The organism is Amycolatopsis sp. 195334CR, from assembly GCF_017309385.1.
Classification (GTDB): Bacteria; Actinomycetota; Actinomycetes; order Mycobacteriales; family Pseudonocardiaceae; genus Amycolatopsis.
Genome location: NZ_JAFJMJ010000003.1, coordinates 1,161,682 through 1,185,760 on the forward strand (window position 1 = coordinate 1,161,682; position 24,079 = coordinate 1,185,760).

Genomic DNA, 24,079 nt, shown 5'->3' on the forward strand with positions numbered 1-24,079 from the left:
AGCGAAAGAAAGATCCCTCGCCGTCGAAGGTACTGGGTTACGCGGGCGAGCCGTCGACCGCGAAGGTGTGCAGCGCGGCGGCCAGGTCCGGGTGGACCCGCGCCCGCAGGTGCGTGCCGTCCTCGGTGTGCTCCTCGGCGAGCACCTCGCCGTCGGCGTGCACCCTGGCCACGAGCTCACCGCGGGTGTACGGCACCACCGCGTCGACCACCACGTCCGGGCGCGGCACGCGCTCGGCGATCGCCTCGACCAGCGCCTCGATGCCTTCACCCGTCTGGGCGGAAACCACCTGCGCGCCGGGCAGCAGGTTCCGCAGGCGGGCCAGGCTCACCTCGTCCGCCGCGTCGGCCTTGTTGATCACCAGCAGTTCCGGCGGCAGCGGTTCGCTGCGCTTGCGGGTGATCTCCCCGAGCACCGCGCGCACCGCGTTGACCTGCTCCTCCGGCGCCGGGTCGGACCCGTCCACCACGTGCAGCAGCAGGTCGGCGTCGGCCGCCTCCTCCAGCGTGGAGCGGAACGCGTCGACCAGCTGGTGCGGCAGGTGCCGGACGAACCCGACGGTGTCGGTCAGCGTGTACGTGCGCCCGTCGGGCGTGTCCGCGCGGCGCGTGGTCGGGTCGAGGGTGGCGAACAGCGCGTCCTCCACCAGCACCCCGGCCCCGGTGATCGCGTTGAGCAGGCTCGACTTGCCGGCGTTGGTGTACCCGACGATGGCCACGCTGGGCACCTCGTTGGCCACGCGGCGACCGCGCTTGGTCTCGCGGATGGTGTCCATCGAGGCGATCTCGCGGCGCAGCTTGGCCACGCGCTTGTTGATCCGCCGCCGGTCGGTCTCCAGCTTGGTCTCACCGGGACCACGCAGGCCCACGCCGCCGTTCGCGCCACCGGCGCGGCCACCGGCCTGCCGGGACAGTGATTCACCCCAGCCCCGCAGTCGCGGGATCAAGTACTGCAGCTGGGCCAGCTCGACCTGGGCCTTGCCCTCCTTGGAGCTGGCGTGCTGGGCGAAGATGTCCAGGATCAGCGCGGTCCGGTCGACCACCTTGACCTTGAGCTTCGCCTCCAGCTGACGCAGCTGGCCGGGGGACAGCTCACCGTCGCAGATCACCGTGTCGGCGCCGGTGGCGCGCACGATGTCGAACAGTTCGCGCACCTTGCCCGAGCCGATGTAGGTGGCCGGGTCCGGCCGGGACCGGCGTTGCACGATGCCTTCGAGCACCTCCGAGCCCGCCGTTTCGGCGAGCCGGGCGAGTTCGGCCAGTGAGGCCTCCGACTGGGCGGCGGTGCCTTCGGTCCACACGCCGACCAGCACGACCCGCTCCAGGCGGAGTTGCCGGTATTCGACTTCGGTGACGTCCTCGAGCTCCGTGGAGAGCCCGGCGACGCGGCGCAGCGAAGCGCGGTCTTCCAGTTCCAGCTCACCGATCGACAGCTCCTCGCCGTCGAAGTCGGCTGCCATATCAGTGTGTGTCAGTTCCGTCATCGTCCTTCCATGGTCCCACGAACCCCGGGATGTGCCGAATGGATTACGCGCTCGGGTACAGCGCCAGGTACACCGCCGTCCGCTCGGCGCCGGGGTCGGCCGGGCGCGCCGCGAACTCCTCCAGCAGCCCGTACAGGCGGCGCTTGAACTCCGCGTGCTCGTCGTCCGGCAGCTGCACCACCAGGCGCGTCTGCTCGACCTTGGCCGTGCCGGTTTCGGCGACCTCGGCGAGGTAGGCCTCCAGCGAGGCCTGCCCCAGTTCCTCGGTCTCGGCCAGTTCGAGGTTCCAGGACAGCCCGGTCGACAGGTACGGGATCTCCTTCGCGCCGCGGTTGCCGCGACGGGCCGGCTGCGGGGCCAGGAAACCGGTGTCCACCAGCTTGCGCACGTGGTGCAGCACGGTCGCCGGGTCCTTGCCGAGCCGGTGCGCCAGTTCCTTGTTGGTCAGCGCTTCCTTGAAGGTCAACCGGATGATGCGCAGGCGTATTCCCGAGGCCAGCGCGTTCGCCTCGGCCTCGGTCGCGGTCCGTCGTTCCGTGCCCACGCCGGTAGCCTACGTCGGCAAAGTGATTGACAGTTTCCAATCACTTCCGCTTGACTGCCCCCGTGCGTGAAGACTCCCTGTGGCGGCATGCCGATTTCCGCCGGTTGTGGGCCGGTGACACGGCCAGCCAGCTCGGTGCGTTCGTCGGCCACACCGTGCTCCCCCTGCTCGCCGCCACCGTGCTGGCCGCGAGCCCGTTCGAAATGGGCGTGCTGACCGCGGCGGAGACGCTCGCCTTCCTGCTCATCGGCCTGCCCGCGGGCGCCTGGGTGGACCGCATCCGGCGGCGGCCGCTGATGCTCCGGGCCGACTTCGCCCGCGCGGCGCTGCTGCTCTCGGTGCCCCTCGCCTGGTGGGCGGGCGTGCTGACGCTGACGCAGCTGGTGGTGGTCGCGCTGCTGACCGGGGTGTGCACGGTGTTCTTCGACGTGGCCTACCAGTCGTACCTGCCCTCGCTGGTCGGCCGGGACCAGCTGCTGGAGGGCAACGCGAAGCTCCAGTCCAGCCAGTCGGTCTCGCAGGTGGTCGGCCCGGGGATCGGCGGCGGTCTCGCGCAGCTGCTGGGCCCGGCGAACGCGGTGCTGATGACCGGGCTGGGCTTCCTCACCTCGGCGCTGTGCCTGCTGCGGATCCGGCGCACCGAACCCGAACCTGAACCGCACGAGAACCCGAAGCTGACCGCCCAGATCGCCGAGGGCCTGCGGTTCGTCTTCGGCAACCGCACCCTGCGCGCGATCACCTCGGCCACCGCGACGGCCAACTTCGCGAACGGCGTCTTCCTCGCCGTGGAGATGCTGTTCCTGACCCGGACGCTGGGCCTGTCGGCGGCCGCGGTCGGCGTGCTGCTGGCCGCGGGCGGCGCGGGCAGTGTGCTCGGCGCGCTGACCTCCGGCCTGGTCAACCGGCGGATCGGCCAGGCGAGGGCGATCTGGTTGATCCCGCTGCTGACCTGGCCGGCGCACCTGCTCGTCCCGCTCGCCGCGCCCGGCTGGCGGCTCGGTTTCGCCGTCGTCGGGCTGGTCGTGTTCGGGTACGGGGTGATCGTCTACAACGTCGCGCAGGTCAGCTACCGGCAGGCGATCTGCCCGGACCGGTTGCTCGGGCGGATGAACGCGAGCGTGCGGTTCGTGGTCTGGGGCGTGCTGCCGCTGGGCTCGATGCTCGGCGGCGTGCTGGGTGAGTTCGCCGGGATCCGGAACACGCTGTGGGTGGCCGGTGCGCTGGAGGCGCTGGCCGTGGTCTGGGTGCTCGCCTCACCGCTGCGCCGGATGCGCGACATCCCCGACGTCCCCGCCGCGGTGCCCGCCTGAGCTCAGGCGTTCGCCGCCCACCAGGTCTCGTCCAGTTCGCCCTTCGCGACGATCTCGGCGGGCCCGGTGAGGGTGGATTCGCCCGGCGCCACCGTGACCACCACGCGGCCGCCCGGGACGTCGACCACGGATTCGGCGGATTCGAGCCCGGCCAGGTGCTGCGCGGCGGCCACCACGGCCACCGTGCCGGTGCCGCAGGCCCGCGTCTCGCCGACCCCGCGTTCGTACACCCGCATGCGCAGGTGTCCCTCGCCGAGCGCGTTGACGAACTCCAGGTTCACCCCTTCGGGGAAGAAATCGCGGTCGTACGCGGGCTGATCACGCAGGTCGAGCCCGGCCACGTCGTCCTCGGTGAACGACACCAGGTGCGGGTTGCCCACGTCCACCGCGACGCCGGAGAACGACTGCTCGCCGACCATGGTCACCGAGGAGCCGGTGATCGTGGCCGGTCCCATTTGGACGGTCACGGTCCGGTCGGGGCGGACCACCACCGGGCGGTCACCCGCCCGGGTGGCGATGACGAACTCCGGTCCGTCGGCGAGACCCGCGTCGACCAGGTAGCGCACGAAGACCCGCACGCCGTTGCCGCACATCTCGGCGATCGATCCGTCGGCGTTGCGGTAGTCCATGAACCACACACCCGCCGACTCCACACCCAGATCGGCCGCACGCACCACGCGCAGCACGCCGTCCGCGCCGATACCGCGCTGGCGATCGCAGAGGGCGGCGACCCGCGCCGGGGTCAGGTCCAGCCGTGCGGCCGGATCGGGGAGCAGCACGAAGTCGTTCTGCGTGCCGTGCCCCTTGAGGAATTCGATACCGCCCATAGTCAAAGTTTATCCCGCCCGTCTCCCGCCACCGCCCTCAGTGGAGCGCTTCGCGCCGACCTGGTCTTTCTTGGTGCCCAACGATTTCCAGTACCCGCTCGGCCAGCTCCGGTGCCGCGCCGGGCAGCCAGTGGATCCGCTTGTCGCGGCGGAACCAGGACCGCTGCCGCCGCACGAAGCGGCGGGTGGCCTGCGCGGTCGCGGCCGCGGCGGCCGCGAGGTCGTCGCCGTGTTCGAGCACCTGCTGGTACCCCAGTGCCCGCGAAGCCGTCTTGCCCTCACGCAGCCCCAGCTTCTCCAGCTCGCGCACCTCGTCGGCCAGCCCGGCGGCGAACATGCGCTCCACCCGCAGATCGACCCGCTCGTCGAGTTCGGCGATCTCGCGGTCGACGCCGATCATCGTGGTGCCGTAGCGCGGCTCCCCCGGCCGCGGCAGGTTCGCCGAGAACGGTTCCCCGGTGATCTCGATGACCTCCAGCGCACGGACGATCCGCCGGGTGTTCGTCGGCAGGATCGCCGCGGCGGCTTGCGGATCGACGCGCGCGAGGCGTTCGTGGAGCACGGCCGCGCCCGCTTCGGCGGCCTCGGCGTCCAACCGCGCGCGGACCGCCGGATCGGTACCGGGGAACCGCAGTTCGTCGACGATCGCCTGCACGTAGAGGCCCGAGCCACCGGCGAACACCGGCACCTTGCCCTCGGCGATGAGCCGTTCCGCGCAGGCGCGGGCGTCGCGCTGGTAGGCCGCCACGGACGCGGTTTCGGTCACGTCCAGCACGTCGAGCAGGTGGTGCGGGACGCCGCGGCGTTCCTCAGCGGTCACCTTCGCGGTGCCGATGTCCATGCCCCGGTAGAGCTGCATCGCGTCGGCGTTGATCACCTCGCCGCCCAGCGCCAGGGCGAGCGTGACGGCCAGTTCGGACTTGCCGGTGGCGGTCGGGCCGACCACCGCGATCGGGCGCGTCACGCGCGGGTCCAGACCGCGACGTGGTAGCCGACGCCGAACGGCGCGTCGGAGTACAGCAGTTCGGCGGTCCAGGTGCCGCCGCGGGCGAGCGAGGCGAGCACCTGCCACGGGAAGCGCCCGCCCGCACCCAGTTCGGTGCAGAAATCGGCGTCGAGGGCCAGGAGCGCGTCGGCGTCGACCGTGGCGAGGGCCTTCGCGACGGCGGCGTCGAAGGCGGGTGCTTTTTCGTGCTCACCGCCCGGCGAGCGCGGCCCGTGGCGGTTGGCGCCGTCGCCGAGCACGAGCAGGCCGTGCCCGGGATGGCGGTCCGCGATCAGCTCGGCGGCCTTGGCGCTCCGGTCGGCCGGGGTGTCCACCGGGAAGCTGTGCACGGTGGCCTCGGCGGCCCCGGCCCGCTCGCGCAACCAGCCGGTGATCAGCGCGGACAGCGGCAGCTCGGCGGGTGCGCCGGTGCGGCCGGAAAGCCCGACGCCGACGTCGACGCCGTACCCGCGGAACGAACCGCACGCGCTCGGCGGGGTCACCGAGACGGTTTCCTCACCCGCGCCCACGGCGACCCAGCGGTCCGCGGTTTCGGCCAGCCTGCCCGCCGCGGCCAGGCACGCGGCCCGCAGTTCGGCGGTGGATTCGCGCGCCCCGGCGGCGATTTCGGGCACCAGGAGCGGCGGCTGCGGCACCACGACGGCACGTGTGATCACGCTGTCCGACGTTACCCCGCCACCCGAAAGCGGGTCCTGATGCGAGCACCCTGTACCACGACGGGCCTTGACCTGTTTGAATGCCACGACGGACACGAGCGTGGTCCGGCAGCGGCACGACCCGGCCCCACCGGTGGTGGGGCGCCCGCGCGAGCGGGCGTACAGGCGATAAGGAGCCTGCCATGGCGGAGAACACAACCGAGGGCGCTCAGGAAAGCGCGGCCCCGGAAGCCCCGGCACCACACCCGGTGCCGCATGCGCACACCCCCGGCCAGCCGGTTCCCCCGGTGCCACCGGCCGAACCACACCCGGACCGCTGGGGCCGGGTGGACGAGGAGGGCACGGTCTACGTCCGTGGCGCGGACGGTGAGCGCGCCATCGGTGTCTGGCAGGCCGGTACCCCGGAAGAGGGCCTGCTGCACTTCGCGCGCCGGTTCGACGACCTGCGCACCGAGGTGGAACTGCTGGAGACTCGGCTGGCGTCGGGCGCGGGCGACCCGAAGCACGCGCTGTCGAGCGCGACGCAGCTGCGCGACGGCCTCGCCGACGCGGCGGTCGTCGGTGACATCGCGGCACTGGGCGCGCGCATCGATCAGGTGATCGCGCACGCCGAACGCTCGCTGGCCGACGCGAAGCAGGAGCGCGAGCAGGCTCGCGAGGTCGCGGTCGCGCGCAAGCAGGCACTGGCCGAGGAGGCGGAGAAGATCGCCGCCGACTCCACGCAGTGGAAGGCGGCCGGTGACCGGCTGCGCGCCATTCTCGACGAGTGGAAGACGATCAAGGGCGTCGACCGCAAGACCGACGACGAGCTGTGGCGCCGGTTCTCCAAGGCGCGCGAGGCGTTCAACCGCCGCCGGGGCTCGCACTTCGCGGAGCTGGACAAGCAGCGCGCGGCGGCGAAGGCCCGCAAGGAGGAACTGATCGCCGAGGCCGAGTCGCTGGCCGACTCCGAGTCCTGGGGGCCGACCGCCGCCAGGTACAAGGAGCTGATGGGCGAGTGGAAGGCCGCCGGCCGCGCCCCCAAGGACAGCGATGACGCGCTGTGGCAGCGGTTCCGCGCCGCGCAGGACGCCTTCTTCTCGCGCCGCTCGGCGGCGTTCTCCGAGCGCGACGCCGAGTTCTCCGGCAACGCGGCGAAGAAGGAGGAGCTGCTCGCCGAGGCCGAGAAGATCGATCCGAGCGCGAACCTGGAGGCGGCGAAGTCGCAGCTGCGCAAGGTCCAGGAGCGGTGGGACGAGATCGGGAAGGTGCCGCGGGAGCGCATCCGCGACCTGGACTCGCGGCTGAAGGCCGTGCAGGACCGCGTGCGCGGGGCCGAGGAGAGCAAGTGGCGCCGGACCGACCCGGAAGCCCAGGCCAGGGCGGCGCAGTTCCGCGAGCGGGTCGAGCAGTTCGAGTCGCAGGCGGCGAAGGCCAGAGCCGCCGGGGACGAGCGGCGCGCGAAGAAGGCCGACGAGCAGGCCGCGCAGTGGCGGGAGTGGCTGGACGCCGCGGAACGGGCCGTCGCGGACCGCTGACACGGCCGACGCGCTAGGCCGACGCGGTGGCTCGACGGGCGCGTAACTCGACGGGCGGTAGCTCGACGGGCGGTAGCTCGACGGGACGGTAGCTCGACGGGCGGTAGCTCGACGGGGCAGTAGCTCGACGGGGCAGTAGCTCGACGGGGCAGTAGCTCGACGGGGCAGTAGCTCGACGGGGCAGTAGTCGCTGGGGCGGGGCATCACCGAGGTGGTGCCCCGCCTTTGCTGTGTCCGGCCCCGCAGTGGGAGGAGCTTCCCGCGGGGGTCAGGGGCGCGGCAGGCTTCGACGGCGCCGCGCCGGGACCGGGGCTGGGCGGCCTCGGGCGGCGGCGGGGGCCGGCTGGTGCGTCCGCAGGTACGCGTCCCTGGTGTGGTCCACGTGCTCCCGCATGATGCGCGCGGCGGCCTCCGGGTCCTTCCGCTCGATGGCGTCGACCAGTGCGTGGTGCTCCCGCCACGCCTGCGCCCCGCGCTGCCGGGTGATCGCCGGGTAGTGGGCGCTCACCCGCAGGTCGACCTGCCCGACGAAGTCCAGCAGCGCCGGGTTCCCGGACAGCTCCGCCACGCAGTCGTGCAGGGTGGTGCTCGCCGCGAGCACGGCGTCCAGGTCCCCGGCGGCGAGGGCGGCGTCCCCGTCGGCGCAGAGGCGGCGCAGCCGTCGCACCTCGTCGGCGCCGGCGTGCAGGGCGGCCAGCCTGGCCGCTTCGGCCGCCAGCACGGCCCTCACGGCCAGTAGCTGCTCCACCTCTTGACCGGTCGGGTGCATGCACAACCCCCACACGTTCGGGTGCGTCTACGACACTTTGAGTGAACCCTACTAGCGCCGGCTGGATTCAGCTGCGCGACCAGGCCGCCCGCATCCACTGGAACGCGATCACCACGGTGGCGATCACCGCGAGGATCAGGCCGGCCCCCGGCCCGCCGCCGACCGCGCCGCTGGCCTGCGAGGACTGCTGCGACCAGATCGCCAGCATGCCGTCGACCGAGGCGAACCAGCCGCCGATGGCGCACCCCCACGCGATCCACCACCGCCGGGTGATCAGCACGAGCATCGAGCCGAGCACGCCGAACCCGGTCGAGGTGACCGCGAACAGCTGCGGGATCGGCCCGGCCGCCCCGCCGAGCACCTGCCAGCCGACGTGCCCGCCCGCCCACGGCAGCAACATGCCGATCATCAGCACCAGCACCGCGACCGACACGACCAGGGCGCGGTGCCCGAGGTCGACCGTACGCGACGCCTTGCGCACCACCTGGTCGACGTCGGCACCCAGCTCGTCGACGGATTCGTCCGGCGTGCTCACAGCGCGCACCCCCCGGTGACCGCGGGCAGCGGGGCCGGCGCGCCGATGCTCGGCAGGCCCAGGCTCACCCCGTTCGTCTTCGGCCGGAGCCCGGCTTCGGCGTTGTCACCGGCGCGGGTGCGGCGGTGCGAGAGCAGTTCCCCGTCGGCCACCAGGTGGTGCGGCGCGCCGTAGGTGATCACCGTCTCGACGACGTCCCCCGGCCGCACGTGCTGCTCGCCCGGGGTGAAGTGCACCAGCCTGCCGTCTCGGGCGCGCCCGCTCATCCGCAGCGTCTCCGCGTCCTTGCGGCCCTCACCGGCCGCGACCAGCAGCTCGACCTTCCGGCCGACCAGCTTCTTGTTCTCCTCCCACGCCACCTCGTTCTGCAGCGCGACCAGCCGGTCGTAGCGCTCCTGCACGACCTCCTTGGCCAGTTGCCCGGGCATCTCGGCGGCCGGCGTGCCCGGCCGCTTCGAGTACTGGAAGGTGAACGCGCTGGAGAACCGCGCCTGCCGCACCACGTCGAGCGTGGCCTGGAAGTCCTCTTCGGTCTCCCCCGGGAAACCCACGATGATGTCGGTGGTGATCGCCGCCGCCGGCATCGCCGCGCGCACCTTGTCCAAAATGGACAGGAATCGGGTGGACCGGTACGAGCGCCGCATCTCCTTGAGCACCCGGTCCGAACCGGACTGCAGCGGCATGTGCAGCTGCGGGCAGACGTTCGGGGTCTCGGCCATCGCGTCGATCACGTCGTCGGTGAACGCGGCCGGGTGCGGCGAGGTGAACCGCACGCGCTCCAGCCCCTCGACCGAACCGCACGAGCGCAGCAGCTTCGAGAACGCGTCCCGCTCGCCGAACTCGACGCCGTAGGAATTGACGTTCTGCCCGAGCAGGGTCACTTCGAGCACGCCCTCGGCGACCAGCGCCTCGACCTCGGCCAGGATCTCGCCCGGCCACCGGTCGCGCTCCTTGCCGCGCAGCGAGGGCACGATGCAGAAGGTGCAGGTGTTGTTGCAGCCCACCGAGATCGACACCCAGCCCGAGTAGGCCGAGTCGCGCCGCGCGGGCAGCGTGGAGGGGAAGGTCTCCAGCGACTCGAGGATCTCCACCTGCGCTTCGGTGTTGTGCCGGGCGCGCTCCAGCAGGGTCGGCAGCGAGCCGATGTTGTGCGTGCCGAAGACCACGTCCACCCACGGTGCCCGCTTGACGATCTCGCCGCGGTCCTTCTGCGCCAGGCAGCCGCCGACGGCGATCTGCATGTCCGGCTTGGCGGTCTTGGCCGGGCGGAGGTGGCCGAGCGTGCCGTACAGCTTGTTGTCGGCGTTCTCCCGCACCGCGCAGGTGTTGAAGACCACCACGTCCGGTGCGTCGTCGGTGGCCGGCCGGTAGCCTGCCGCCTCCAGCTGCCCGGCCAGGCGCTCGGAGTCGTGGACGTTCATCTGGCAGCCGAACGTGCGGATCTGGAAGGTGCGGGACACAAAAGCTCCTTAGGCGAATCTGCCTCCAGGGTAGGCCCCGCCGGTCACAGCCCGAGATGCAGGCGCAGCGCCGCCTCCACCCGCTCCATCAGCGCGGGCGTCAGCTTGCCCGCCCGGCGGCCCACCCGCTCCACCGAAACCGACCTGACCTGCTCGGCCTGCGCCTTCGAATCCACCGCCAGCCCGCACTCGGCCGCGGGCAGCAGCACCTGGAACGGGAACACCCGGCGCACGTTCGAGGTCACCGGCACCACGGTGACCACGCCCCGGCCCAGCCGCCCGGCCATCACGTTGGCCCCGTCGTTGCTCACGATCACCGCCGGCCTGGTCTTGTTCGACTCGCTGCCCCGCGCGGGCTCGAAGTTGACCAGCCGGATCTCGGCCCGCCGCATCAGCGCGCCAGCACCCCGTCACCGGTGGCCGCGTCCCATTCGGCTTCGTCCCCGAGCGCGGCCCACTCGTCCCACGCCGCGCGGTAGTCGTCCTCCAGCTGGGAGGCCCGCAGCAGCTCCAGCGCGCGGTGCACCACCGCCGACCGCGAGGGCACGTCCGCCGCGGCGGCGTAGTGGTCGATGAAGGCCACATCCTCGTCGGAAAGGCTGACGCTCAATTTCATACCCCCTATGCTACTTGGGGTGCCACCACGGCACTACCGGATCGTAACCGGGATGTACGACATTTCCGGTCGCGGAGCTGGCACCATCTGCGGTCGTGACAGCTCTGACACGGGTGACCGCCGCCGTGCTCCTGCTGCTCACCACCCTCACCGCGTGCGGATCGGACTTCGCCGGCACGCGGTTGCGGATCGCCGCGGGCAACGACCGGGGCGTCTACTACCAGCTCGCGCAGCCGCTGGCCGGGGCGTGGGCGGCCGGGCTGGCGATCGAACGACCGGAGATCCAGCAGACCCGCGGCTCCCCCGACAACCTGGCGCGCCTGCGCGCGGGCACCGCCGACGTCGCGTTCAGCGCGGCCGACGTGGCCACCGACCCCAGCGGCGAACCCAACCTCGCCGCGCTCGCCCGGATCTACGACGACTACCTGCACGTGGTGGTCCGGGCCGACTCGCCGGTGCGCTCGCTGGCCGACCTGCGCGGGCGCCGGGTGGCGATCGGCTCGCCGGAGTCCGGCGTGGCGGTGATCGCGCAGCTGCTGCTCAACGCCAGCGGGCTGGGCGACCCCGGTTCGATGACCGTGCGCTACCTCGGCCTCGACGAATCGCTCGGCGCGCTGGAACGCCGCGAGATCGACGCCTTCTTCTGGTCCGGCGGCCTGCCGACGAACTCGATCAGCACGCTGGCCAACCGCATCCCGCTGCGGCTGATCGACGTCGGCGAGGCGATGCCCGAGATGCGCCGGGTCAACCCGGTGTACCGCACCGCGACCATTCCCGGCTCCACCTACCCCCAGTCCGGCGGGCCGGTGACCACGCTGGTGGTGCCCAACTTCCTGGTGGTGCCGACGACCATGTCCGACGACGTGGCCGAGGCGCTCACCCGCGGGCTGTTCGACGCGCGCCCCGAACTGGCCAAGGCGAACACCGCGGCGTTGTCGATCGACCTGCGGCCCGCGATCGAGACCGCGCCGATGGCGCTGCACCCCGGCGCGCTCCGTTATTACCGCAACCTCAAGAACTAGCCCACCCGTCGCCCGCCGCCACCCTCAACGGAGCGCTCCGCGCCGCCACTCGCGGGCAGTTCGACGGCGATCCGCAGCCCGCCGCCGTCGGGCAGGTCCAGCTTCAGCGAGCCACCGGCCCTGGCCACGATCTCCGCCACAATGGACAGTCCCAGCCCGGACCCGGCCACGTTCTGGTGCGCCGTGCTGCGCCAGAACCGGTCGGTGGCCCGTTCCAGTTCCTCCACGCGCAGACCGGGCCCGTGGTCGCGCACGGTCAGCCGGATGGTGTCGTCCACTGTGGAGGTCCGCACGCAGACCGAGGTGCCCGCCCCGGTGAACTTCAACGCGTTGTCCAGCAGGGCGTCCAGCACGGCTTCCAGCCCGCGCGGCGGGGCCAGCGCGCGCACGCCGTCGGTCGAGCCCTCCACGTCGAGGCTGACCTCGCGGGCCACCGCCACCACGTTCCAGTCCGAAGCGCGCTCGGCGACCACGGTGTCCACGTCGACCGCGACCAGTTCACCCGCCGAGGCTTCCGCGCGCGCCATCGACAGCAGGCCGTCGAGCACCTGGTTGAGCCGATCCGCTTCGGCGACCGCGGCCTCGCGGTGTTCCTCGGCTTCGGTGTCCACGTGCCCTTCGAGATTCACCAACCGCAGCTTCAACGCGGTCAGCGGATTCCGCAACTGGTGGGACGCGTCGGCCACGAAAGCCCGTTGCGCGGCTAGTGCTTCCCCTACACTTGCCGCCATCATGTCGAACGAGCGGCCGAGCTGCTGCAGTTCGACCGGGCCGCTCTCCTCCCCCACCCGAGCCACCTCGCGCCCGCTCACCACGGCCTCGACCAGTGAGCCGGTGGCCTCGTCGAGCCGGCGCACCGGGCGCAGGATCCAGCGCACCAGCGGCAGCGCCACCAGCAGCGCCAGGCAGAAGGCGATCATGCCGATGGTGGCGATCAGCACCCACCACAGCGTCACCTCCTGGCGCGCCTGCGCGGTCGGTGACTCGGTGACCACCACGCCGCGCACGTCACCGTCGATGAGCACCGGTTCGGCCAGCACCAGCGTGCCCTCGTCCCACGGCACCAGCATCGGCCCCGGCTCGGAGTGGCGGCCGGCCAGCGCCGACTGCACCTGCCCGGCCACGCGCGTGTCGGCCAGGTCCAGCTTGATCGAGCCGGGCACCGTGCCGGAGGTGGCCGTGGGCCGTCCGTCCTGGTTGAGCACGGCGACCGCGATCCCGTAGACCTCGGAGTACCGGCGCAGTTCGGCCGCGATGAGGTCCGGATCGCTCTGGATCAGCGGCCGCTGCGCCAGCGAGGCGAAGCGCGCGGTGTCGGTGAGGCGGTCGAGGAACAGCGTCTGCCCGGCGCTGCCCGCCACGCTCACCGCCAGCGGCACCCCCAGCCCGAACACCAGCAGTGCGACCAGCGAAAGCACCGTGGCCTGCAGCCGGACACGCATGTCACTCCCCGTCTGGCCGCGCACCCAGCCGGTAACCGACCCCGCGCACCGTCTCGATCAGCTCGGCCCGGCCGAGTTTCGTTCGCAGGGTAGCGACATGGACGTCCAGTGAGCGGCTTTCCGCCTGACCTCGCCGTCCCCACAGCTCGGTCAGCAGCCGGTCGCGCGAGCACACCGAGCCGCCCTCGGCGGCGATCAGCTTCAGCACGCCGAATTCCTTGCGCGAAAGCGTGATCACCTCACCACCCGCGGTCACCTCGTGCCGGTCGAGGTCGATCAGCACGTCGGCGACGCGGATCGCGCCGGTCGCCGCTCTGGCCGGTTCACCGCGGCGACGGCGGACCGCGTGCACCCTGGCCACCAGTTCGTCCACGTCGTACGGCTTGACCAGGTAATCGTCGGCGCCCGAGCGCAGGCCGAGGATGCGGTCGTCGACCTCACCCCTGGCGGAGACCACGATGATCGCCACGTCGCTGATCTCGCGGATCCGCCAGCACAGCACCATGCCGTCCACGTCCGGCAGGCCCAGGTCGAGCAGCACCACGTCGACGTCGGCGATCCGGTCCAGCACCTCCGCGCCCGAGGCCAGGCGGCGGACCGACAGCCCGCGGCGCAGCAGCGCGGGCACCAGAGCGTCGGCCACCCGGTCGTCGTCCTCGACGAGCAGAACGCGCACGCCGGCTCCTTTCCGGTGGGTTGAGATCGATTTGAAACCCTAAGTGTTAGTCAAGCGGGCTTTACACCCTGACGGAGCAGAGTAAGTTTCCGCCATCGCCGACTCGTCATGCGCGAAAGGGCCTAGTCCAGACCTGCGACAAGGGCCGTGTACGGGGTGTGACTAGAGTTACGGCAACCAAGAAGGACACCGCAGCTCGCCGCCTGGAGGCCAGATGACCACAGCGACGCCGGCGCCGCCGATGATCAAGGCGGCCGCCGTGAACAAGTTCTTCGGCGACCTGCACGTTTTGCGGGACATCGACTTCGAGGTGCCGCGCGGCCAGGTGGTCGTGGTGCTCGGGCCGTCCGGCTCCGGCAAGTCCACGCTGTGCCGGGCGATCAACCGCCTGGAGCCGATCAACTCGGGCGAGATCCACGTGGACGGCAAGCCGCTGCCCGCCGAGGGCAAGGCGCTGGCCGCGCTGCGCGCCGACGTCGGCATGGTCTTCCAGTCGTTCAACCTGTTCGCGCACAAGACCATCGTCGAGAACGTGATGCTGGCGCCGCAGAAGGTCCGCAAGGTCTCCTCGGCCGAGGCGCGCAAGACCGCGATGGAGCTGCTGGAGCGGGTCGGCATCGCCAACCAGGCCGACAAGTACCCGGCGCAGCTCTCCGGCGGTCAGCAGCAGCGCGTGGCCATCGCCAGGGCGCTGGCCATGCGCCCCAAGGTGATGCTGTTCGACGAGCCCACCTCGGCGCTGGACCCGGAGATGGTGCAGGAGGTCCTCGACGTGATGACCAGCCTGGCCGCCGACGGCATGACCATGCTGGTGGTCACCCACGAAATGGGGTTCGCGCGCCGCGCCGCGCACCGGGTGGTGTTCATGTCCGACGGCGAGATCGTCGAGGACTCCACCCCGGACGAGTTCTTCACCAGCCCGAAGTCCGACCGCGCGAAGGACTTCCTCGGCAAGATCCTGACCCACTAGGAAGGAACCTGATCAGATGCGGTTGAGTCGAGTTCTGCGTATGAGCGCAGTCGTCGCGGTTGCGGGCCTCACGCTCGCCGCCTGTGGTGGCGGCGGCGAAAGCGGCAGCAAGAACCTGGTCGCGCGGGCGAAGGACGACAAGAAGATCACCATCGGCATCAAGTTCGACCAGCCGGGGCTCGGGCTCCAGACGCAGTCGGGCAAGCCGGAGGGCTTCGACGTCGACGTGGCGAAGTACATCGCCAAGGAGCTGGGCGTCGAAGAGTCCGGGATCACCTGGAAGGAAGCCCAGTCCGCCGAGCGCGAGAACCTGATCGAGAAGGGTGACGTGGACTTCATCGTCGCCACCTACTCGATCACCGACAAGCGCAAGGAGAAGGTGGCCTTCGCCGGGCCGTACTTCGTCGCGGGCCAGGGCCTGCTGGTGCGGGCGGACAACACCGACATCACCGGCAACACCGCGCTCAACGGCAAGAAGCTGTGCTCGGTCAAGGGTTCCACCCCGGCGCAGAAGATCAAGGACGAGTTCTCCAAGGAGGCGCAGCTGCAGGAGTACGGCAAGTACTCCGACTGCATCACCGCGCTGGAGAACGGCAGCATCGACGCGGTCACCACCGACGACGTCATCCTGGCCGGGTTCGCCGCCAAGAGCCCGGGCAAGTTCAAGCTCGTCGGCGAGGCCTTCTCCAAGGAGAACTACGGGGTCGGCCTGAAGAAGGACGACGCCGAGAGCCGCACCGCGATCGCCAACGCGATCACCAAGATGCAGACCGACGGTGCCTGGAAGAAGTCGCTCGAGACCAACGTCGGCCCGTCCGGCTACAAGATCCCGGAGCCCTCGCCGCTGACCGAGAAGTAAGCGCGAGTCCCTCCCTTTTCCGAATGAAGAAGCACGGCGGCGCGCCGCGACCTGATCGCGGCGCGCCGTCCCATATCCGACGAGGAGTTTTCCGTGTTCGACTTCCTCGGTGACTACGACATCCTCGGTGCCTTCTGGACGACCGTCCAGCTGGCGGCGCTCTCCGCCGTCGGCTCGCTCGTCTGGGGCACGATCCTGGCCGGGATGCGGGTGAGCCCGGTCCCGATCATGCGGGGGTTCGGCACCGCTTACGTCAACGTCGTGCGGAACATTCCGCTGACGGTGATCATCTTCTTCTGCTCCATCGGCCTGGCCTCCACGCTGGCCGTCAACCTGGCGCCGCAGGACTCGCCGACCTTCATCATCGACAACAGCTTCCGCCTCGCCGTCCTCGGTTTCGTGGCCTACACCTCGACCTTCGTCTGCGAGTCGCTGCGCTCGGGCATCAACACGGTGCCGGTCGGCCAGGCCGAGGCAGCCCGCGCGCTGGGCCTGAGCTTCACCCAGGTGCTGCGGATCATCGTGCTGCCGCAGGCGTTCCGCTCGGTGATCGCGCCGCTGGCGAGCGTGCTGATCGCGTTGATCAAGAACACCACGGTGGCCAGCATCATCGGTGTCGCCGAGGCCTCGCTGCTGATGGCGGAGATGATCGAGAACGAGAGCGACGCGATCATCCTGGTGTTCTCGGTGTTCGCACTCGGCTTTGTGCTCCTCACCCTGCCGGTCGGGCTGCTGCTCGGCTGGGTGGCGAAGAAAGTGGCGGTGAAACGATGAGCGGCGCCCCCTCGGTTCTCTACGACGCCCCCGGCCCGAAGGCCAAGGCACGCAACCTCGTCTACTCGGTGATCTTCGCCGCGTTCCTGGTGCTGATCGCCTACCTGGTGATCGCCCAGCTGGCCGCGAAGAACCAGCTGACCGGCGAGAAGTGGACGCCGTTCGTCGAGGGCGGCACGTGGGTGACCTTCCTGCTGCCCGGCCTCGGCTACACCCTGCTGATCGCGGGACTGTCCATTGTGATCGCACTGCCGGTCGGGGCCGTCTTCGGCATCGCGCGGCTGTCCGACCACAAGTGGGTCCGCACCATCGCCGGCATCATCGTGGAGTTCTTCCGCGCCATCCCGGTGCTGATCCTGATGATCTTCGCGAACGAGTTCTACTCGGAGTACACCGATGTGGACTCGGACAACCGCGTGCTCTTCGCCGCAGTGACCGGTCTGGTGCTGTACAACGCTTCCGTGCTCGCCGAGGTGGTGCGCGCCGGCATCCTGTCCCTCCCGAAGGGACAGACGGAGGCCGCGTCGGCGCTGGGCCTGCGCAAGACCCAGACGATGACCAACGTGCTGCTGCCGCAGGCGGTGGCCGCGATGCTGCCCGCCATCGTCAGCCAGCTGGTGGTCATCCTGAAGGACACCGCGCTCGCCGGTGGTGCGCTGTCGGTGCCGGACCTGCTGCGGCAGGCCAACGTGATCTCCGGCAACTTCAACAACACCATTCCGACCTACATCGTCATCGGCATCATCTACGTGGTGCTGAACTTCATCTTGACCAGCTTCGCCTCGTGGCTGCAGAAGAAGCTGTCGCGGCGGAAGAAGGCCCCGAAGGGTGCCGAACCGCTGAGCGAGGCGCCGAACGCGGTGACCGACATGGCCACCGGTCGCGCTGTCTGAGCCGCATCCAGAACGCGAAAAACGGGGCCCGCCATTCCGGCGGCCCCCGTTTTTCGCGTTTCAGGGGCGGTCGGAGGTGCCCCGCCGGAACAGTTTGTTGCCCAGCCAGACGATCGGGTCGTACTTGCGGTCGGCCACGCGCTCCTTCATCGGGATCAGCGCGTTGTCGGTGATGTGGATGCCTTCCGGGCAGACCTCGGTGCAGCACTTGGTGATGTTGCAGTACCCGAGCCCGTGCTCGTCCTGCGCGACGTCCCGGCGGTCGGCCACGTCGAGCGGGTGCATCTCCAGTTCGGCGATCCGCATCAGGTACCGCGGGCCGGCGAACGCCTCCTTGTTCTCCTCGTGGTCACGCACCACGTGGCAGGTGTTCTGGCACAGGAAGCACTCGATGCACTTGCGGAACTCCTGCGAGCGCTCGACGTCCACCTGCTGCATGCGGTAGTCGCCGGGCTTGAGGTCCGCCGGCGGGGTGAACGACGGGATCTCGCGTGCCTTGGTGTAGTTGAACGACACGTCGGTGACCAGGTCCCGGATCACCGGGAAGGTCCGCATCGGGGTCACCGTGATGACCTCGTCCTCGGCGAACACCGACATCCGGGTCATGCACAGCAGGCGCGGGCGGCCGTTGATCTCCGCCGAGCACGAACCGCACTTGCCCGCCTTGCAGTTCCAGCGCACCGCCAGGTCCGGTGCCTGGGTGGCCTGCAGCCGGTGGATGATGTCGAGCACGACCTCACCCTCGTTCACCTCGACGGTGTAGTCCTGCAGTTCGCCGTCGGTGTCGTCGCCGCGCCAGACCCGGAAGCTCGCCTTGTACCCCATCTCAGGCCTGCCTTCCCGGGTGCGTGGTCAGTTCTTCCTCGGTGTAGTACTTCTCCAGCTCGGTCAGCTCGAAGAGTTCGAGGAGGTCCTGCCGCAGCGGCTCCTGCTGCTTCGGCGTGACCGTCACCGGCGGCACCACCTCGTCGCCCGCGTCCACCCGGCACACCAGCAACCTGTTGCGCCACTGGGAATCCATCTGCGGGTGGTCGTCGCGGGTGTGCCCGCCGCGGCTCTCCGTCCTGATCAGCGCCGCCTTGGCCACGCATTCGCTGACCACCAGCATGTTCCGCAGGTCCAGCGCCAGGTGCCAGCCGGGGTTGAACTGCCGGTGCCCCTCGACCACCACCTGGTGCACGCGCTGCCGGATCTCCGCCAGCTTGGCCAGCGCCTGCTCGATCTCCTCGGCCTTGCGGATGATGCCGACCAGGTCGTTCATCGACTGCTGGAGTTCGGTGTGCAGGGTGTACGGGTTCTCCTCGACCCCGTTCGCCGGCGGGTCGAACGGTGCCACGGCCATCTTCGCCGCCGCGTCGACCCGTTCCTGTGACACCACCGGCCTGCGCTCCAGACCCTCCACATAGGACGCCGCGCCGAGGCCGGCGCGCCTGCCGAAGACCAGCAGGTCCGACAGCGAGTTGCCGCCGAGCCGGTTCGAGCCGTGCATGCCGCCGGAGCACTCGCCCGCGGCGAACAGCCCCGGCACCACCGAAGCCGCGGTGTCCGGGTCGACCTCGATCCCGCCCATCACGTAGTGGCAGGTCGGGCCGACCTCCATCGGCTCGGCGGTGATGTCCACATCGGCCAGTTCCTTGAACTGGTGGTACATCGAGGGCAGCCGCCGCCGGATCTCCTCGGCGGGCAACCGGCTGGCGATGTCCAGGAACACCCCGCCGTGCGGGGAACCCCGGCCCGCCTTGACCTCCGAGTTGATCGCCCGCGCCACCTCGTCGCGCGGCAGCAGGTCCGGCGTGCGCCGGTTCTCCTCCTGGTCGGTGTACCAGCGATCGGCCTCGTCCTCGTTGTCCGCGTACTGCCCCTTGAACACGTCGGGGATGTACTCGAACATGAAGCGCTTGTCGTCGGAGTTCTTCAGCACGCCACCGTCACCGCGAACGCCTTCGGTGACCAGGATGCCCTTGACGCTGGGCGGCCAGACCATGCCGGTCGGGTGGAACTGGACGAACTCCATGTTGATCAGCGTCGCCCCGGCGCGCAGTGCCAGCGCGTGCCCGTCCCCGGTGTACTCCCAGGAGTTCGAGGTGACCTTGAACGACTTGCCGATGCCGCCGGTGGCCAGCACCACGGCCGGCGTCTCGAACAACACGAACCGGCCGCTCTCGCGGTAGTAGCCGAAGGCGCCGGCGATCCGGTCGCCGTCCTTGATCAGTTCCGTGACCGTGCACTCGGCGAAGACCTTGATCTTCGCCTCGTAGTCGCCGTGCTCCTTGAAGTCCTCCTGTTGCAGCGAAACGATCTTCTGCTGCATGGTGCGGATCAGCTCGAGCCCGGTGCGGTCACCGACGTGCGCCAGCCGCGGGTAGGTGTGGCCGCCGAAGTTCCGCTGGCTGATCCGGCCGTCGGCGGTGCGGTCGAACAGCGCGCCGTAGGTCTCCAGCTCCCAGACCCGGTCCGGCGCCTCCCGCGCGTGCAGTTCGGCCATGCGCCAGTTGTTCAGGAACTTCCCGCCGCGCATGGTGTCGCGGAAGTGCGTCTCCCAGTTGTCGCGCTCGTTCGCGTTGCCCATCGATGCCGCGCAGCCGCCTTCGGCCATCACGGTGTGCGCCTTGCCGAACAGCGATTTGCACACCACAGCCACGCTGAGGCCGCGCTGCCGCGCCTCGATCACCGCGCGGAGGCCGGCCCCACCGGCGCCGATCACCACCACGTCGTAGCTGTGCCGTTCGACCTCGGTCATGAATCAATCCACCTCAGTGCGTTCTGACGCCGTTGTCGTTGAAGTCGTGCAAAGGGGTTGCTAGTTGACGAAGCGGAGGTCGGCGATCGTGCCGCTGGCCACCAGCATCACGTAGAAATCGGTCAGCACCAAGGTGCCGAGCGTGATCCACGCCAGCGTCATATGCCGGTTGTTCAGCTTGGTCACCTGGGTCCACATCCAGTACCGCACCGGGTGCTTGGAGAAGTGCTTCAGCCTGCCGCCGGTGATGTGCCGGCACGAGTGGCAGGACAGCGTGTAGGCCCAGAGCATGATCACGTTGCCGGTCAGCACGATGTTGCCGAGCCCGAAGCCGAAGCCGCCGCCGGAGCCGTGGAAGGCGGTGATCGCGTCCCAGGTGTTGATCAGCGAGACCACCAGCGCGACGTAGAAGAAGTAGCGGTGGACGTTCTGGATGATCAGCGGGAGCTTGGTCTCGCCGGTGTACTTCGCGTGCGGTTCGGCGACCGCGCAGGCCGGGGGCGAGAACCACACCGACCGGTAGTACGCCTTGCGGTAGTAGTAGCAGGTGAGCCGGAAGCCGAGCAGGAACGGCAGCACCACGAAGCCGAGCGGGATGAACCCGGGCAGCTCACCGAAGGGCGTGCCGAAGTGGCTCGACCCGGCCACGCACGAATCGCTCAGGCAGGGCGAGTAGAACGGCGTGAGGTAGTGGTACTCCTCCACCCAGTACGCCGTGCGCACGAACGACCGGATCGTCGCGTAGATGACGAACGTGGCCAGGCCGAGCGTGGTGAGCAGTGGCGAGAGCCACCACCGGTCCTTGCGCAGGGTCCGTTCGGCGATCTTCGCGCGCCTCGGCGCGAAGACCCCGGTACCCGCCCGGCTTGCCTCGTCGCGAGCCGGGGCGCTCACCGCTGGTCACGCTGGTAGCCGCCGACGCCTTCGTCGTCAGCGCCGTGCCAGAGTGACGGGTCGTAGGGGGTGTCGGGGACCACGACCACGTTGGAGCGGTCGGTGGCGCGGGCCTGCTGGGGCACCGGGGGCGTGTCGTCGAACTCGTTCACGTCGATCTCGAGCCGCTCCACGTCGTTGGCGATCCGGCGCACCGCGGGCGCCTCGCCGTACTTGGCTCGCAGCGCGCCTACGCACTGTCGCAACTGCCCGATGGTGCGGCGCAGTTCGGTGAACTCGGTGGTGGTCATACGTACCTCCGACGGTCAGTCAGTTCGTGCGGCGAAGCCGGGGCCGGGCCGCACCGTGGTGGGGCGCGCTGATGCCTGACTCTGCCTTGCCTTGTCCAGTGTGACAAGTAGCACACCCTGGTCGCCGTACGTGATCGGGGTCACGTCCGACGTTCTTCTGGATCGATTTTGATTCGCGGTTCGCTGTTCGGTACTGTGTGGACCGTCACCACGAAGACCGGACGCCAGCGACGCCGTCACCGGACCACTCCCGAACCCGTGATCCGCACCGGAGCCGCCGAATGAGCCGCATGCATCCCGTCATCGCCGAAGTGACCGAGCGCATCGCCGCCCGCAGCGCCGCGAGCCGCGCCGCCTACCTCGGCCGCACCGACGCCGCCCACGCCGAAGGCCCCGCCCGGCGCGGTCTCGCGTGCAGCAACCTCGCCCACGGCTTCGCCGGGATCACCGGCGGGGACAAGGAAGCGCTGCGTGCCGTGCGCAAGCCGGGCGTGGCGATCGTGTCCTCCTACAACGACATGCTCTCGGCGCACCAGCCGCTGCACGAGTACCCGGACTGGCTCAAGGTTTCCGTGCGCGAAGCGGGCGGTGTCGCCCAGTCCGCCGGTGGGGTGCCCGCCATGTGCGACGGGATCACGCAGGGGCGCGCGGGCATGGAGCTCTCGCTGTTCAGCCGCGAAGTCATCGCGATGGCGACCGGGGTCGCGCTGTCGCACGAGATGTTCGACAGCGCGCTGCTGCTGGGCGTGTGCGACAAGATCGTGCCCGGCCTGCTCGTCGGCGCGTTGTCCTTCGGGCACCTGCCGTCGATCCTGGTGCCCGCCGGGCCGATGACCTCCGGCCTGCCCAACAAGGAGAAGGCACGCGTGCGGCAGCTCTACGCGGAGGGCCTGGCCAGCCGCGAGGACCTGCTCGAAGCGGAGGCGGCGTCGTACCACTCCCCCGGCACCTGCACGTTCTACGGCACCGCGAACTCGAACCAGATGGTGGTCGAGGTGATGGGCCTGCACCTGCCGGGCGCGACCTTCGTGCACCCCGGCACCCCGTTGCGCCGCGCGCTGACCGAGGAAGCCGGCCGCCGGGCGGTGGCGATCTCCCGTGGTGCCGAGTACACGCCGCTGAGCCGGGTGATCGACGCGAAGGCGGTGGTGAACGGCGTGGTGGCGCTACTGGCCACCGGCGGTTCGACCAACCACACGCTGCACCTGCCCGCGATCGCCGCGGCCGCGGGCATCCAGCTCACCTGGGACGACTTCGCCGAACTGTCGGCGGTGGTCCCGCTGCTGGCGCGGGTGTACCCGAACGGCAGCGCGGACATCAACCACTTCCACGCCGCCGGCGGCATCCAGTTCCTGATCGGCACCCTGCTCGACGCCGGACTGCTGCACGAGGACGTGCAGACCGTGGCGGGGCCGGGGTTGAACCGGTATCGCCAGGAGCCGGTGCTGCTGGACGGCACGCTCACCTGGCGCGACACCCCGGGCCACAGCCTCGATGAGGAGGTGCTGCGTCCGGCTTCGCGGCCGTTCTCCGCCGACGGTGGGCTGCGCATGGTCTCCGGGAACCTGGGGCGCGCGGTGATCAAGGTGTCCGCGGTGGCGCCGGAGCACCGGGTGGTCGAGGCGCCGGCGAGGGTGTTCACCACGCAGGAGCAGTTCTCCGCCGCGTTCCGGGCCGGGGAGCTGGAACGGGATGTGGTGGTGGTGATCCGGAACCAGGGCCCGATGGCGAACGGCATGCCCGAGTTGCACGGGCTGACCCCGGCGCTGGGGGTGCTGATGGACCGGGGGTTCCAGGTCGCGCTGGTCACCGACGGCCGGATGTCCGGGGCTTCGGGCAAGATCCCGGCGGCGATCCAGCTGACCCCGGAGGCGGCCGCGGGCGGTCCGCTGTCCCGCATCGCCGACGGCGACCTGGTGCGGCTCGACGCCGACGCCGGGGAGCTGGAGGTGCTGGTGGGTGTGGCGGAACTGGCAGCCCGGCCGTTGGTGGACGGGCCGCCCGATGAGGCATCCTGGACCGGCACCGGGCGGGAGCTCTTCGGCGCGCTGCGGCGCGCGGTCGGCCCCGCTGACCAGGGCGCGAGCGTTTTCGGCGGGTACACCCCCGGGCACTTCGGTGCCGGGATGACGAAAGAGGTAGTGGCTTGACCACCGGCTTGGAACTGCTCGAGGCATCCCCCGTGATGCCGGTTGTCGTGGTGGACGACGTGGCCGACGCGGTGCCCGTGGCGGCCGCGCTGCTCGCCGGTGGGATCGGCGTGATCGAACTGACGCTGCGCACCCCGGTCGCACTGGCGGCGATCGAGCGGGTGGCGGCCGAGGTGCCGGACATCCTGATCGGCGCGGGCACGATCACCACGCCGGGGCAGGCGAAGCAGGCCGCGGACGCGGGCGCGCGATTCCTGGTCACCCCGGGCACGACGGACGGTGTGCTCGACGCCTGCTTCGACACGGGGCTGCCGTTCCTGCCCGGCGCGAGCACGGTCTCGGAAGCCATGCGGATGGCGGAGCGCGGGGTGAACGCCCTGAAGTTCTTCCCGGCCGAGGCCAGCGGGGGCGTCGACTACCTGAAGTCGATCGGCGGGCCGTTGCCCTCGCTGAAGTTCTGCCCCACGGGCGGGATCACGGTCTCTTCGGCGCCTTCGTACCTCGCGCTCCCCAACGTCGGCTGCATCGGCGGCTCGTGGCTGACGCCGAAGGACGCCGTGGCCGCGAAGGACTTCGGGCGCATCGAGCAACTGGCCGCGGAAGCCGCCCGACTGCGCTGACTCTGCGGCCCGGCTGCGCTGACTCT

At 70.4% G+C, this 24,079-nt stretch carries 25 protein-coding genes; 9 read left to right on the forward strand and 16 right to left on the reverse strand.

What is annotated here, in order from left to right:
* Positions 1 to 37: 37 nt before the first annotated feature.
* Both hflX and JYK18_RS42610 read right to left on the reverse strand, forming a co-directional pair.
* Positions 38 to 1,483, reverse strand: coding sequence for a GTPase HflX (gene hflX, locus JYK18_RS42605; protein ID WP_206809661.1), 1,446 nt, complete (start codon positions 1,481 to 1,483; stop codon positions 38 to 40).
* Between the two features lie 43 nt (positions 1,484 to 1,526).
* The gene (locus JYK18_RS42610; RefSeq protein WP_206809663.1) at positions 1,527 to 2,027 is read right to left on the reverse strand and encodes a transcriptional regulator; all 501 of its coding nucleotides are present in this window, start codon (positions 2,025 to 2,027) and stop codon (positions 1,527 to 1,529) included.
* 62 nt (positions 2,028 to 2,089) lie between these two features.
* Between JYK18_RS42610 and JYK18_RS42615 the strand changes: the two genes are divergently transcribed.
* On the forward strand, positions 2,090 to 3,337 hold the full coding sequence (locus JYK18_RS42615) for an MFS transporter (protein WP_206809665.1): 1,248 nt from the start codon (positions 2,090 to 2,092) through the stop codon (positions 3,335 to 3,337).
* A gap of 2 nt (positions 3,338 to 3,339) precedes the next feature.
* Here JYK18_RS42615 and dapF read toward each other — a convergent pair whose 3' ends face one another.
* Genes dapF through JYK18_RS42630 form a run of 3 tightly spaced genes read right to left on the reverse strand, consistent with a single transcriptional unit; the run spans position 3,340 to position 5,826 of the window.
* Positions 3,340 to 4,164 carry a diaminopimelate epimerase gene (dapF, locus tag JYK18_RS42620; protein WP_206809667.1) on the reverse strand — a complete coding sequence of 275 codons (825 nt, stop codon included), beginning with the start codon at positions 4,162 to 4,164 and terminating at the stop codon, positions 3,340 to 3,342.
* A 37-nt stretch (positions 4,165 to 4,201) separates the two neighbouring features.
* Positions 4,202 to 5,128, reverse strand: coding sequence for a tRNA (adenosine(37)-N6)-dimethylallyltransferase MiaA (miaA, locus tag JYK18_RS42625; protein ID WP_206809670.1), 927 nt, complete (start codon positions 5,126 to 5,128; stop codon positions 4,202 to 4,204).
* On the reverse strand, positions 5,125 to 5,826 hold the full coding sequence (locus JYK18_RS42630) for a class III extradiol dioxygenase subunit B-like domain-containing protein (RefSeq protein ID WP_206809671.1): 702 nt from the start codon (positions 5,824 to 5,826) through the stop codon (positions 5,125 to 5,127). Before JYK18_RS42630 ends, miaA begins: the two co-directional genes overlap by 4 nt.
* A 182-nt stretch (positions 5,827 to 6,008) precedes the next feature.
* Between JYK18_RS42630 and JYK18_RS42635 the strand changes: the two genes are divergently transcribed.
* Positions 6,009 to 7,343 carry a DUF349 domain-containing protein gene (locus JYK18_RS42635; RefSeq protein ID WP_206809672.1) on the forward strand — a complete coding sequence of 445 codons (1,335 nt, stop codon included), beginning with the start codon at positions 6,009 to 6,011 and terminating at the stop codon, positions 7,341 to 7,343.
* 268 nt (positions 7,344 to 7,611) lie between these two features.
* On the opposite strand, the gene JYK18_RS42640 is transcribed toward JYK18_RS42635, so the two are convergent.
* From JYK18_RS42640 to JYK18_RS42660, 5 genes are all read right to left on the reverse strand, one after another.
* Positions 7,612 to 8,073, reverse strand: coding sequence for an FCD domain-containing protein (locus tag JYK18_RS42640; RefSeq protein WP_206809673.1), 462 nt, complete (start codon positions 8,071 to 8,073; stop codon positions 7,612 to 7,614).
* 106 nt (positions 8,074 to 8,179) lie between these two features.
* A complete protein-coding gene (locus tag JYK18_RS42645; protein ID WP_206809674.1) occupies positions 8,180 to 8,647 on the reverse strand; it encodes a hypothetical protein in 468 nt (155 codons plus the stop codon).
* On the reverse strand, positions 8,644 to 10,107 hold the full coding sequence (gene miaB, locus JYK18_RS42650) for a tRNA (N6-isopentenyl adenosine(37)-C2)-methylthiotransferase MiaB (protein WP_206809675.1): 1,464 nt from the start codon (positions 10,105 to 10,107) through the stop codon (positions 8,644 to 8,646). The genes JYK18_RS42645 and miaB overlap by 4 nt, the downstream gene beginning before the upstream one ends.
* A 44-nt stretch (positions 10,108 to 10,151) precedes the next feature.
* Entirely contained in the window at positions 10,152 to 10,499 is a 348-nt protein-coding gene (locus JYK18_RS42655) for a type II toxin-antitoxin system PemK/MazF family toxin (RefSeq protein WP_277992427.1), read from the reverse strand.
* The gene (locus tag JYK18_RS42660) at positions 10,499 to 10,723 is read right to left on the reverse strand and encodes a ribbon-helix-helix protein, CopG family (RefSeq protein ID WP_153030612.1); all 225 of its coding nucleotides are present in this window, start codon (positions 10,721 to 10,723) and stop codon (positions 10,499 to 10,501) included. Before JYK18_RS42660 ends, JYK18_RS42655 begins: the two co-directional genes overlap by 1 nt.
* Positions 10,724 to 10,818: 95 nt before the next feature.
* Between JYK18_RS42660 and JYK18_RS42665 the strand changes: the two genes are divergently transcribed.
* Entirely contained in the window at positions 10,819 to 11,745 is a 927-nt protein-coding gene (locus JYK18_RS42665) for a TAXI family TRAP transporter solute-binding subunit (protein WP_307796317.1), read from the forward strand.
* Here JYK18_RS42665 and JYK18_RS42670 read toward each other — a convergent pair.
* Together JYK18_RS42670 and JYK18_RS42675 are read right to left on the reverse strand one after the other, a co-directional pair.
* Positions 11,742 to 13,187 (reverse strand): HAMP domain-containing sensor histidine kinase, encoded by a 1,446-nt coding sequence (locus JYK18_RS42670; RefSeq protein ID WP_206809676.1) that lies wholly within the window; start codon positions 13,185 to 13,187, stop codon positions 11,742 to 11,744. The two genes, JYK18_RS42665 and JYK18_RS42670, sit on opposite strands and share 4 nt — an antisense overlap.
* 1 nt (position 13,188) lies before the next feature.
* Positions 13,189 to 13,863: a response regulator transcription factor gene (locus JYK18_RS42675; protein WP_206809677.1), complete on the reverse strand. Its 675-nt coding sequence runs from the start codon at positions 13,861 to 13,863 to the stop codon at positions 13,189 to 13,191.
* Between the two features lie 241 nt (positions 13,864 to 14,104).
* Here JYK18_RS42675 and JYK18_RS42680 point away from each other — a divergent pair, with 241 nt between their 5' ends.
* From JYK18_RS42680 to JYK18_RS42695, 4 genes are all read left to right on the forward strand, one after another.
* Positions 14,105 to 14,833, forward strand: coding sequence for an amino acid ABC transporter ATP-binding protein (locus JYK18_RS42680; RefSeq protein WP_194240316.1), 729 nt, complete (start codon positions 14,105 to 14,107; stop codon positions 14,831 to 14,833).
* A gap of 40 nt (positions 14,834 to 14,873) precedes the next feature.
* A complete protein-coding gene (locus tag JYK18_RS42685) occupies positions 14,874 to 15,692 on the forward strand; it encodes a glutamate ABC transporter substrate-binding protein (RefSeq protein ID WP_242584022.1) in 819 nt (272 codons plus the stop codon).
* A gap of 93 nt (positions 15,693 to 15,785) precedes the next feature.
* Positions 15,786 to 16,466, forward strand: a complete 681-nt coding sequence (locus JYK18_RS42690; protein ID WP_206809681.1) for an amino acid ABC transporter permease — start codon at positions 15,786 to 15,788, stop codon at positions 16,464 to 16,466.
* A complete protein-coding gene (locus JYK18_RS42695) occupies positions 16,463 to 17,359 on the forward strand; it encodes an amino acid ABC transporter permease (RefSeq protein ID WP_206809683.1) in 897 nt (298 codons plus the stop codon). Before JYK18_RS42690 ends, JYK18_RS42695 begins: the two co-directional genes overlap by 4 nt.
* A 60-nt stretch (positions 17,360 to 17,419) precedes the next feature.
* Here the strand turns inward: JYK18_RS42695 and JYK18_RS42700 are convergent, their stop codons facing one another.
* The 4 genes from JYK18_RS42700 to JYK18_RS42715 are packed head-to-tail and all read right to left on the reverse strand — an operon-like array spanning position 17,420 to position 21,283.
* Positions 17,420 to 18,184, reverse strand: a complete 765-nt coding sequence (locus tag JYK18_RS42700) for a succinate dehydrogenase/fumarate reductase iron-sulfur subunit (protein WP_206809684.1) — start codon at positions 18,182 to 18,184, stop codon at positions 17,420 to 17,422.
* A 1-nt stretch (position 18,185) separates the two neighbouring features.
* Positions 18,186 to 20,099: a fumarate reductase/succinate dehydrogenase flavoprotein subunit gene (locus JYK18_RS42705; protein ID WP_206809685.1), complete on the reverse strand. Its 1,914-nt coding sequence runs from the start codon at positions 20,097 to 20,099 to the stop codon at positions 18,186 to 18,188.
* 60 nt (positions 20,100 to 20,159) lie between these two features.
* Positions 20,160 to 20,993, reverse strand: a complete 834-nt coding sequence (locus JYK18_RS42710; protein ID WP_206809686.1) for a hypothetical protein — start codon at positions 20,991 to 20,993, stop codon at positions 20,160 to 20,162.
* Positions 20,990 to 21,283 carry a hypothetical protein gene (locus JYK18_RS42715; protein ID WP_206809687.1) on the reverse strand — a complete coding sequence of 98 codons (294 nt, stop codon included), beginning with the start codon at positions 21,281 to 21,283 and terminating at the stop codon, positions 20,990 to 20,992. Before JYK18_RS42715 ends, JYK18_RS42710 begins: the two co-directional genes overlap by 4 nt.
* Before the next feature lie 290 nt (positions 21,284 to 21,573).
* Between JYK18_RS42715 and edd the strand changes: the two genes are divergently transcribed.
* A complete protein-coding gene (edd, locus tag JYK18_RS42720; protein WP_374195121.1) occupies positions 21,574 to 23,433 on the forward strand; it encodes a phosphogluconate dehydratase in 1,860 nt (619 codons plus the stop codon).
* Entirely contained in the window at positions 23,430 to 24,053 is a 624-nt protein-coding gene (gene eda / locus JYK18_RS42725; RefSeq protein WP_206809689.1) for a bifunctional 4-hydroxy-2-oxoglutarate aldolase/2-dehydro-3-deoxy-phosphogluconate aldolase, read from the forward strand. The genes edd and eda overlap by 4 nt, the downstream gene beginning before the upstream one ends.
* Positions 24,054 to 24,079: the final 26 nt, after the last annotated feature.